Origin of the sequence: Vibrio sp. 1F169, from assembly GCF_041439605.1 — a bacterium.
Taxonomy (GTDB): Bacteria; Pseudomonadota; Gammaproteobacteria; order Enterobacterales; family Vibrionaceae; genus Vibrio; species Vibrio tasmaniensis_A.
This window is the reverse complement of the sequence record NZ_JBGOOI010000044.1, coordinates 1-9,784: the sequence shown is the minus strand read 5'-3', so window position 1 is coordinate 9,784 and position 9,784 is coordinate 1. Positions and strand designations below refer to the sequence as shown.

Below are 9,784 nucleotides of genomic sequence, written 5' to 3'. Positions count from 1 at the left end.
AACCAACACTAGGTCACCCGATTCAAATCGACCCAGCAAACCCAATTGAAGCAACGCCAGACGCTGACAATGGCCGTCAGTTAGCTAAAGTAGGTGACAACGTTTGGATGATTACAACACACGATGCAATCGATGGTTACGTCATTGATGAGCGTCACCATAACGATGGTGTGAAGGTTTACGACGAAAACGGAAAGCTAGTCAATCACATCACTGGTGACATCAGTACAGATGGTGGTTACATCGAATCAACTAAAGGCGGTGAAATTCACATTACAGTCGACAGAGAGTCAGGTCGAATTGATGGTATTTACTTGAATGATGTAGCTCAACAAACCGTCGACAACATCAAGAGCCACATTGGTTCAAACCCTAACTTTAAGAAAAACATTCAACAACTTAAAAACCGCGTAATGAACGCTCGCGGCTAATTTAAATGAACAGTAAGCCCTGACCGATACAGGGCTTACTTCTATCCATAATAGGGACATCATTTACCGAGACATTTGTTTTGCTTATACAAGCCTTTCGCAACGTAATTTTTTTCACTATTCCACTTTCTATTTTAGTCGCGAGTAACATCACCTACAGTGCCGAACCCTATACTGCTACCCACATAGCATCAAATACCGATGACACGTTTGACTATGTCGAATTTGTAAATCAAACATTCGACGTCACCATGAGCCAAAGTAACTTCTTAGGCGACTATTCAAACCAATACGTCTTTACACTTAATGCATCCCACAATATCAATGATGAATGGCGTTTATTTGGTTCCGTCGACTCCGACCAATTTGGTGATATAGGACTCGGGTATTCGTTCTTCTTATTTGATGAAGCCTACAATGAGGTATCAGCTTCCATTGGTGGAAATACAGATAAAACGGGAGTGTACACCACGGGTATATTTTCAGCTTTCAAATACCAAAACACCGTTTTCTTCTCAAACTTTGACGCTCAATACATCGATCGACAAGATCTCTCAAGTTCAAATTGGGATACGCGAATCAGGCACGAGCGTATCTATTTGAACAAGTTAGTTGGTGCGAGCTACGAAGTTAATAACTGGCTAAATTTATCAACTTCATATGGCCATGATAAACAGCACTACAATAAGTTATCATTCAAAAACATTGACTATGATTATCGTGAAACACAGAGTCAGGCCGATAGCTACATTAACCTTGGTTTCACACTCAATCTATGGGGTGTAAAACCGTATCTATCTCATCATTTTGATTTAAATAATTCAGATTGGAATTACTGGGATTTCAGCCTTTCTTTTGATTTCTAATATACAAAAAGCACTAGAACTAATTAATTTAGAAGGCTACAAGCTCACAAGAGCCTGTAACCTTTTTTGATCTTCAGTTACATGGACTTGTTCTGATTTTAATTTTTATCCGTGAGTCATTTTTGTGGCAAGTGCAAAGCGATTCCAAGCATTAATCATGATTACTTGCATCATAGACTGTGCGAGTAATTCATCTCCTAATAAGCTTAGACATTGCTGATAAGTCGCATCCGAAACACCCGAATTCGAAATCAGCGTCATTTCATCCGTTAGAGTCAAAATTGCGCGCTCAGTGTCATTGAAGAGTGGCGACTCTTGCCATGCTGCGAGAGCAAACAGTTTTTGCTGAGAGATATCGATCTTCAACGCTTCAGCTGTGTGCATTTGAATACAGTAAGCACATTTGTTGATGATTGACGCTCTGATTTTAATCATCTCTTTTAGTTCACTCGATAACGCCACGTCAGATAAATAGCCTTCGATAGACAGCATTGCACTTAAAGCGTCAGGTTGAACTTGAGCGAGGTCGATACGTTTTAACATTTTGGCACCTATATTTGATTAATGAATATCGCTATCAATGCGACGGAGCCATTGTGCACAATTCGAAATATAAGCAGAATACACATATTATGCGAATTAGTTATGCGCAAAACGCAAAGGTGGGCATATGTTAGAGCTAATCAAAATATTTGACCAAGTCGTGGAGTCTGGAAGCTTTTCTCAGGCAGGCCGAGCTCTCAATATGGCTCCTTCTTCGGTCGCACGAAATATAGATAACTTGGAAAGTAAGATTAAATCTTCGCTTTTTAAACGCAGTACACGACAACTAATGCTGACTGAAGAAGGTCAATATTTTCACCAACAATCGGCCAAAATATTACAAGATAGCAATAGATTGTTAGAAGAAATGCAAGGTGATCAAGGTACCCCTGAAGGGGTACTGCGAGTTTCCGTTTTTGAAAGCTTTGGTAACCTGTGCCTTACTCCATTAATTCCAGAGTTCCTTGAGCGGTACCCTAAAATACAAGTTGAGTTAGAGCTGGATAACAACGTGGTCGATCTAAACAGTGAAAATATTGATGTCGCTATCCGTATTGGTACACCACAAGACAGTCGACTCAAGGCTCGTAATCTACTGACCAATAACGCATCATTGGTCGCAGCCCCGTCGTATATTGAAAAGTACGGAACTATCGATAAACCCGAAGAGTTGCAAGATCACAACTGTTTGCTGATAAGCCATGAACGGCAAAAAAACTATTGGTACTTTAAGAAAAATGCAGTTAACAAAAAAGTGTTAGTGACAGGCAATTTGATATCAAAAGGCGGCTCACCTCTTTTACATGCTGCGCTTAGCGGAGTTGGCGTTCTTTTACTGTCTGACTGGATGCTAAAACCGTACTTAGAAAATGGACAGTTAAGGGAGTTACTCCCTCAATGGACCTCAATGCACAGTGAGCAAGGGAGTGGCGAAATATTCGCAATATATAAGAATACTCAATATCCAAGACCTCATGTACGCTTGTTTATTGATTTTTTAGTTGAAAAGTTAGAGTCTTTGAAGCGCGTTCCGCAGCATTAATCTCACGTAGTCTAACTAGATTACAGGCGCCGCTTTGCCCGTACATCGATGTGGATCAGTCGCGAAATGTGTTCGATAGCACATATACCAGACAAAAAAATAGCCGCTCAATGGCGGCTATCTTGTCATGGTCTCAATTATTACATCTAAATCAAGGGGGCTTAATTTCTAAAGAAAAAGCACACTAGCATCGACTGGTTATTTGTCTAACTTAAAAAAGCTTAGTTCTGAATTGAGTTCTTTCGTTACTTCAACAACGCTTTGGTTTGCTTGAGCTGATTGATCAATGCCTTCAATATTTTGTTGAACCAGTACGTTCATATTTTCAAGTTGTGTCGATATATCTGTCGTAACGGCACTTTGCTCTTCTGATGCCGTAGCAACGATGGCATTCACTTCTGAAATACTTAAAACCTTTTCTGATATCGAATGAAAAGATTGAGCAAGCTCATCAGTCGTAGACTTTGTTAAGCGCATCAGTTCAACGTTTTTCACCATAGATTCATCCGCTTGCTTAGATTGGTCTTGTAACTGCGCAATGATCTCGTGGATATCGATAGTGGACTGCTGAGTTTTCCCAGCCAAAGCTCTTACTTCATCAGCAACAACAGCAAACCCTCTTCCTTGCTCACCGGCTCTAGCCGCTTCAATCGCGGCATTAAGCGCTAACAAGTTGGTTTGCTCAGAGATGTTCTTAATTACCTCAACAACACTGCTGATACGCTCTGAGTGCTCTCTAAGTAAATTCACGACCGTTTGAGTTTCTGATATTGATTCAGAAATTTCTTCTGTCGTGTCAGTTGAGTTTTTCAATGTTCCATGGCTTAGCTGAATAATGTCATTCGCTTCCATTGCTGACTGCTCAGCTCTTTGTGCGTTGTCAGCAACGTCTCTCGCTGTTGAAGATAACTCAGTCGCGGCCGTCGCGATTTGCTCTACCGATGATAGTTCATTCAAAGAGTTACTCTGGGATCTCTCTATCAGAGCTAAAGACTCTTCTTGCTTTTGGTTAATTGAATTCATGCTTACACCTGCCTGTGACAGGATATCATTCAATTTTGCAGACAGTTGAGACAAAGAATCTGAAATAGTGTCGAGCTCATTTCCACCCTCTTTCAACTTAACGTCCGATAAACGTCCATTCTCAAGGGCTTTAATCCAATTTACGATCAATGGTAAATTTCTCAATTCTCTTTTCACTAGGAAATAAGATGAACCAGAAGCAACGATAGAAGAAAAAAGAACCAACCACCATGAGAAAGAAGAGTTGGATTCTAAAACTGAATCAGAATGGGCTAATTCTTCCTTAGCGACGTCCAATTGCAATGAGATCAATTCACCAAGAACACCTCCCATATCATCGACAAGGAGATAAAGCTGAGTGATCATCTCAGAATCATCAATCATCATATTTCTATGTTTATCAAGAATTAATGGTACTTCTCGCTCTACCTTATCTATTTTAAGTTGAAGCTCTTTTGCCAACCCCTCTTCTTCTCTTGTTAGCTGCGTTGCCAGATAATGAAGGAATAGCTCATGAGCCTCTTTCATCGCAACAGAAACACCAGAATAAAAAGCCGCCTGCTCTATCATTCCCACATGGTATTTATTCGCCGCATCAATCACGCTTACCGCATACAAATCCGAAATGCTTTTCAAATCAGATAACGGAATGACTCGGTCCTCGTACACAGAGTGAAAACTGTCCATAACCTCATTTGAGGTAGCTTCGCTTTTTAAGTTGCTTACAACTAAAAAGATAGAAAAGAGCAGTGGAACTAGAAGAAGCTTTGTTGATATTGATTTCATATAATCCTGAAAAATAATGCATGGGAATTTACTAACAATGACGATCATATCACGTTTTTTTATTATTTTATCATTGACTTATAAGTCAACCACCTAAATAGACCAGTTCAGTCAGTGATTATTTCTCAACTATTTTGTAATGAAATGGCAATATAATTCAAACAATTAAACAATTCACAGCATAGAGTGAAGTGAAATTGATACAGATCTCGCAGCACACGAACGGTGCTGATGGACTTTCAACCAAAACAAGCTTACAACCACTTACATTGTTGAAAAATATGTTATTTTTCTTTTTGATTAAAAATAAAAAATAGCCGCTAGTTAGCGGCTATTTTGTCAAAACAGAACGAAGCTTCGACGACTTTTAGTCTCTCTACTTAATCTCGTCTACTATTCAAACTCTTCTATTTCTTAGTTTCTTCTACTTTTTCGTCTCTTCAACTACAGCTTTCATCAATACTGATGTATCCATGCGACCTTGTCCTTGGGCAGACAGTGTCTTGTAGGCGTTGTTGGTCTTTTCCGTCAAAGGAAGTTGGATGCCTTGGCGTTCTGCTTCATCTAGGCAGAAACCTAAGTCTTTGATCATCCAATCAATGGCAAAGCCGAAATCGAATTTATCTTGCGCCATTGTGGTCGCGCGGTTTTCCATCTGCCATGAACCGGCAGCGCCATTTTTAAGGCAATCAACCAGAGTTGGGATATCAAGACCTGATTTCTCTGCAAGTACCAAACCTTCAGAAAGACCATTCAATACACCTGCAATGCAGATCTGATTGACCATCTTTACGCGTTGGCCTTGGCCGACTTTACCCATCAGAACTGACGACTTACCGTAAGCTTCGAACACAGGTTGAAGGTCGTTGAAAAGCGCTTGTTCGCCGCCACACATGATGGTTAGCACGCCGTTTTCTGCGCCCGCTTGGCCACCAGACACTGGCGCGTCCATAAAGCGAACACCAGCTTGCTTCGCTGCCACTTCAAGCTCTTCAGACAGCACAGCAGACGTTGTAGTGTGGTCGACAAGAATCGCGTTTGGCTTCATTGCTGCCAATGCGCCTGTTTCGCTGGTTGTCATGCTGCGTACGTCGTCATCATTACCTACACAAACCAATACCACGTCAGCTTCTGCGACACACTCAGCCACAGATTCTGCCGTTTTACCTTGGTGTTTATCAGCCCAGTCTAATGCTTTGTTGTGAGTGCGGTTAAACACCGTTACTTCAAAACCGGCTTTGACTAGGTGGCCTGCCATTGGGAAGCCCATAACGCCTAGCCCGATAAAACTTACTTTCATTTCTTTCTCCTTTTATTTGACCAAGTCATCGCTATGAAAAGATCGAACACTCTCAATCAACGCATCAATAAGCAGGGTCAAAGCCTTTGGCTGATATTTTCTTTCTTTGTACACTAAATACGCTTGGCGATCACCCCGATGATACTCAGGGAGCACTTGAATCAAATTCATCTCAGGGGATACATGACGAAAAGGCAATGAAGCAAGCCCCAAACCTTTTTGCGCTGCGGCCGCCACCGCATGAATATCGTTGACAATAAACTTGGGTTTAATCGTGATCATCTGTTCCAAGCGGTCGGATTTGTAGAGCGGCATATCAAACACATCATCAACGTTGATCCAGTCTTGAAGCTCTAGGTCGTCCGGCTTTTCAATCGTCTCACGCGAATCTAAGTATTCTTGGCTCGCGAAAAATCCGTGTTTGGCTTTGAAAAGTGGACGAGCGATCATGCCTTCCATCTCTGAGATCTTAAACGTGATCAGTAAGTCACGGTCGGTCTGCGGGATAAACTGTTGCTGGCTCAAGGTAAGGTCGAGCTGAACGCTCGGATATTGAGTGAGGAATTGCTCTACCATCGACCTTAAAAAGCCACTATAGAAGTTATGAGGCACGGCGAGCTTTATCTTGCCTTGAATAGCGTCACGCTCTTCTAGCAAGCTATTAAAGCCCTGATGAATCGACTCCATGCCGCTGCTCAGTGCAGAAAAGGCCGCCTCACCGTCTTTGGTGGCCACCAGCTCACGACCTTTCTTTTCTAAAAGTCGGATATTCAGGCGATCTTCCAATGCGGTTAACCGACGCGACATGGTCGACACAGGCAATTGCAGCCGTTTAGAGGCCGATAGCAAAGAGCCCTCTTCAACCACTGCGCAGAATAAGAACAGATCATCAATATTTCCAAATATGGAATTCATACTTCTATATGTGCCTATTTTTCTCATTAATGGATAGATGTAACCTTATCTCATCAACAACAGAAAATCACGGGAGAACACAGTATGAACAACAAACAATTTTGGGTAACCGCGATTTTATCCTCCCTGACCATGGCGACCATCATGTCTGGGTTAATTTCTGGCTACAAAATGGGATTCAGCCCCGAGTGGCCGCCAATCTGGCTACAAAGCTTTTTCATTGCTTGGCCGTGTGCTATCACGCTCAACCTCACCGTACTTCCTTTGATCAGAAAACTCTCAGCATGGATTTGTCGCCCGAGAACGCTTTGCGTGCCTGAGATCACGGAACGATGATCAAGGGCTTATGTTCTAGGAGCTATGATCTAGAAGCTGCCATCAAGGGGCTGCGATCAAAGAGTCATGCTCACGGATAAACGTCTGAATTACGCCCATAAAAAAACCGAGCACTAGGCTCGGTTTTTTGTATTCTACATTCTACTCACAAGAGCAAAGCTATCAATTATAGATTGATATTACAGCTCAGCGTTGTGGTAAACCTGCTGAACGTCATCACAGTCGTCAAGCATGTCTAAGAACTTCTGGAATTTCTCAGAATCTTCTTCAGCTACTAGCGTAGTTGTTTGAGGAACGAAAGTGATTTCCTCAACGTCTAGCGTTAGGTCTGGGAACGCAGCGTTTAGTGCTGTCTTCGTTTTGAAGAACTCAGTCGTTGGAGCGAATACAGTGATAACACCGTCTTCTAGCTCAACGTCAGTCACGTCTACGTCTTCCATCATTAGCGTTTCTAGGATGATCTCGTCATCTTCGCCTGCAAACTGGAATACAGCTTGGTGAGCGAACATGTGAGAAACAGTACCTTCAACACCGATTTTCGCGCCAGTTTTAACGAAACATTGGCGAACGTCTTGGAAAGTACGGTTACCGTTGTCTGTTAAACAGTCAACGATTACGCTTGTGCCACCTGGGCCAAAACCTTCGTAACGAGCTGGTTGGAAGTCTTCACCGCCGCCGCCGTTCGCTTTATCGATCGCTTTGTCGATAACGTGAGCGGGTACTTGGTCTTTCTTCGCTTTAGCAATCAGGTGCTTAAGAGGTAAGTTCATGTCTGGGTCAGAGCTGCCGTTCTTAGCCAGTACGTAAATCTCTTTACCGTATTTAGAATAAACTTTAATTTTTGCGCCTGCAGTTTTCGCCATTGAGGCCTTGCGCACTTCAAAACTTCTTCCCATCGGGATCTTCTCTCTGATTCAATTAACGGTGCAAATTCTAGCAAATTACTGTGTCATTTCAATTCAACAGCTTTGCTGGGTAAGGTTTATCTGCGTTTATGCGACACCCATTACCCGTTTGTATTTTTCTACAGACTGCTCAAACCAAGCCTTTTCTTCTGGATCACCTAGCTTCATTGCTTCTTCAACAATGGCTTCAGGGCCACATTTCGCTTGCTTCAGTTTCCATACAAGAAACGATGCTTGCTTATCCAGTTCGATTTTATTTTTCTCACTGGGTGGAAGGAGTGAAAGGTTGATAGACATTATTAGCCTTCGTCTGTAATACGCTTGGCCGAGAAATATATCATAGAGCAGCCTCATAAAACCAATACTATGAGCAATAGTGGGGGTTGTAGGACGAGAAAGCAGCAAGTCGCTGATGCAGGTCAAGCTAGTTTGGGAAATAGTGTTTGGCTGAAGAGTGGCTGTAATCGAAAAACAAAGGCTTGAAAGGTTAGCTTGTTGTGTTTGGTAGTTGGCATCTCACAAACGAATTTCGGATAGTGCCAAAATTTAGATTTGTGTGATGGTACCACTGAGATATTAAAAAAGTTGAATATCAACATTGAACAATAAATAAATACCCATATATATAGTGAGTATAATTTTATACGACTACTAGGGTAACAAATATGTCGTTCATGTATGAACCTGCCGAACAAAGACTGTCTAAGAAACTAGCAGAAGAAAAAGAATACCTTTGGGATGGAATTAAATCATTAGAGAAAAAACTATCCGATACCCAAGAGTCGTTAAGTCAGTTAGAAAAATCAGCTCCCGAACATTACTCAAAAGTTGTTGGCGCTAGAAACAAAGTCACATCAATCAAAAAACAATCAGAAGCGCATCTACAGACGATTCACGACATAGCAAAAGCTATCGAAGAAGATAAAGAAAAGTTTGATGGTTTTAAGATTAGTATTCATGACAGCTTCGAGAAAATAGAGGGCTTTGAAAAAGATGCTGCGACTTTTTTAGAAAGTATCTCCAGCAACGAAAAAGAATATAGAGAAACGAAAGCCTCTATTGATAGCACTTTAGTTGAATTGGAAAAGTTAGCAGACGAGAAAGAACTACTAGCAGATAGAATAACGTCAATAACAGAACAAGTGGAAACATCGGAAACGCTCTCAAAGAGATTGAAATCTCTGTTAAGTAACGCGGCTGATGAACGAAATGAAATTTCAGAAATCCATAAAGAGATATTCGGTTATACATTTGAAAACGAAGGTGGTGAAGTTAAAGCTGTTGATGGGTTGCAAAAGACGCTTGAATCTAGCTATCAAAAAATCAAAGAAGACCTATCAAATTTAAATGCTGCTGTCGTAAAATCTAAGGAGAACCAAGAGAAAACTCTACAGTCTTTCGACGATGATTTTAATAAGCAAAAACAAGAATTTTTTGCCACGGCGGAATCACAAAAGAAAGCTATTCTTGATAAAATATCTTCGCTACTTCCTTCCGCTATGACAGCTGGTCTATCGGCCGCTTATGCAGACAAAATTAAGGTTGAACAAGAGCAGCTTATAAAACACGAATCATCTTTTAAATGGTTCATCGCGGCTTTCCGGGGAAAGCCGCTTTTATCTTCAAGAAGAAGTAGT

Annotated in this window: 10 protein-coding genes and 1 pseudogene; 5 read left to right on the top strand and 6 right to left on the bottom strand. The window is 41.4% G+C overall.

Annotation, left to right across the window (positions count from 1 at the left end; translation table 11 throughout):
• Both ACED53_RS15780 and ACED53_RS15775 read left to right on the top strand, forming a co-directional pair.
• Window positions 1–431 (top strand): annotated as a pseudogene (locus tag ACED53_RS15780) (hypothetical protein); the annotation flags it as partial.
• 80 nt (window positions 432–511) lie between these two features.
• A complete protein-coding gene (locus tag ACED53_RS15775) occupies window positions 512–1,297 on the top strand; it encodes a hypothetical protein (protein ID WP_017099498.1) in 786 nt (261 codons plus the stop codon).
• Between the two features lie 105 nt (window positions 1,298–1,402).
• Here the strand turns inward: ACED53_RS15775 and ACED53_RS15770 are convergent, their stop codons facing one another.
• The gene (locus tag ACED53_RS15770) at window positions 1,403–1,840 is read right to left on the bottom strand and encodes a carboxymuconolactone decarboxylase family protein (protein WP_012601271.1); all 438 of its coding nucleotides are present in this window, start codon (window positions 1,838–1,840) and stop codon (window positions 1,403–1,405) included.
• 127 nt (window positions 1,841–1,967) lie between these two features.
• Between ACED53_RS15770 and ACED53_RS15765 the strand changes: the two genes are divergently transcribed.
• Window positions 1,968–2,882, top strand: coding sequence for a LysR family transcriptional regulator (locus ACED53_RS15765; RefSeq protein WP_017099499.1), 915 nt, complete (start codon window positions 1,968–1,970; stop codon window positions 2,880–2,882).
• A gap of 198 nt (window positions 2,883–3,080) precedes the next feature.
• Here ACED53_RS15765 and ACED53_RS15760 read toward each other — a convergent pair whose 3' ends face one another.
• The 3 genes from ACED53_RS15760 to ACED53_RS15750 form a co-directional block, all read right to left on the bottom strand.
• Window positions 3,081–4,691, bottom strand: coding sequence for a methyl-accepting chemotaxis protein (locus ACED53_RS15760; protein ID WP_017099500.1), 1,611 nt, complete (start codon window positions 4,689–4,691; stop codon window positions 3,081–3,083).
• Between the two features lie 424 nt (window positions 4,692–5,115).
• Window positions 5,116–5,991 carry an NAD(P)-dependent oxidoreductase gene (locus tag ACED53_RS15755; RefSeq protein ID WP_017099501.1) on the bottom strand — a complete coding sequence of 292 codons (876 nt, stop codon included), beginning with the start codon at window positions 5,989–5,991 and terminating at the stop codon, window positions 5,116–5,118.
• Between the two features lie 12 nt (window positions 5,992–6,003).
• On the bottom strand, window positions 6,004–6,906 hold the full coding sequence (locus ACED53_RS15750) for a LysR family transcriptional regulator (protein ID WP_032498923.1): 903 nt from the start codon (window positions 6,904–6,906) through the stop codon (window positions 6,004–6,006).
• An 84-nt stretch (window positions 6,907–6,990) separates the two neighbouring features.
• Here ACED53_RS15750 and ACED53_RS15745 point away from each other — a divergent pair, with 84 nt between their 5' ends.
• On the top strand, window positions 6,991–7,242 hold the full coding sequence (locus tag ACED53_RS15745) for a DUF2798 domain-containing protein (protein WP_017099503.1): 252 nt from the start codon (window positions 6,991–6,993) through the stop codon (window positions 7,240–7,242).
• A 179-nt stretch (window positions 7,243–7,421) separates the two neighbouring features.
• Here the strand turns inward: ACED53_RS15745 and ACED53_RS15740 are convergent, their stop codons facing one another.
• Window positions 7,422–8,138 carry a YebC/PmpR family DNA-binding transcriptional regulator gene (locus tag ACED53_RS15740; RefSeq protein WP_017099504.1) on the bottom strand — a complete coding sequence of 239 codons (717 nt, stop codon included), beginning with the start codon at window positions 8,136–8,138 and terminating at the stop codon, window positions 7,422–7,424.
• Window positions 8,139–8,234: 96 nt separating this feature from the next.
• Window positions 8,235–8,444 carry a DUF3283 family protein gene (locus ACED53_RS15735; protein WP_010432323.1) on the bottom strand — a complete coding sequence of 70 codons (210 nt, stop codon included), beginning with the start codon at window positions 8,442–8,444 and terminating at the stop codon, window positions 8,235–8,237.
• A 368-nt stretch (window positions 8,445–8,812) separates the two neighbouring features.
• Between ACED53_RS15735 and ACED53_RS15730 the strand changes: the two genes are divergently transcribed.
• Window positions 8,813–9,784, top strand: a 972-nt coding sequence (locus tag ACED53_RS15730) for a hypothetical protein (protein ID WP_371692877.1), incomplete at its 3' end; no start/stop codon positions are given.

Excerpts from the sequence above, each read along its gene's own strand:
- ACED53_RS15765 (WP_017099499.1), top strand. The coding sequence starts at position 1,968 with ATGTTAGAGCTAATCAAAATATTTGACCAAGTCGTGGAGTCTGGAAGC.
- ACED53_RS15740 (WP_017099504.1), bottom strand. The coding sequence starts at position 8,138 with ATGGGAAGAAGTTTTGAAGTGCGCAAGGCCTCAATGGCGAAAACTGCA.
- ACED53_RS15755 (WP_017099501.1), bottom strand. The coding sequence starts at position 5,991 with ATGAAAGTAAGTTTTATCGGGCTAGGCGTTATGGGCTTCCCAATGGCA.
- ACED53_RS15770 (WP_012601271.1), bottom strand. The coding sequence starts at position 1,840 with ATGTTAAAACGTATCGACCTCGCTCAAGTTCAACCTGACGCTTTAAGT.
- ACED53_RS15750 (WP_032498923.1), bottom strand. The coding sequence starts at position 6,906 with ATGAATTCCATATTTGGAAATATTGATGATCTGTTCTTATTCTGCGCA.
- ACED53_RS15735 (WP_010432323.1), bottom strand. The coding sequence starts at position 8,444 with ATGTCTATCAACCTTTCACTCCTTCCACCCAGTGAGAAAAATAAAATC.
- ACED53_RS15745 (WP_017099503.1), top strand. The coding sequence starts at position 6,991 with ATGAACAACAAACAATTTTGGGTAACCGCGATTTTATCCTCCCTGACC.
- ACED53_RS15760 (WP_017099500.1), bottom strand. The coding sequence starts at position 4,691 with ATGAAATCAATATCAACAAAGCTTCTTCTAGTTCCACTGCTCTTTTCT.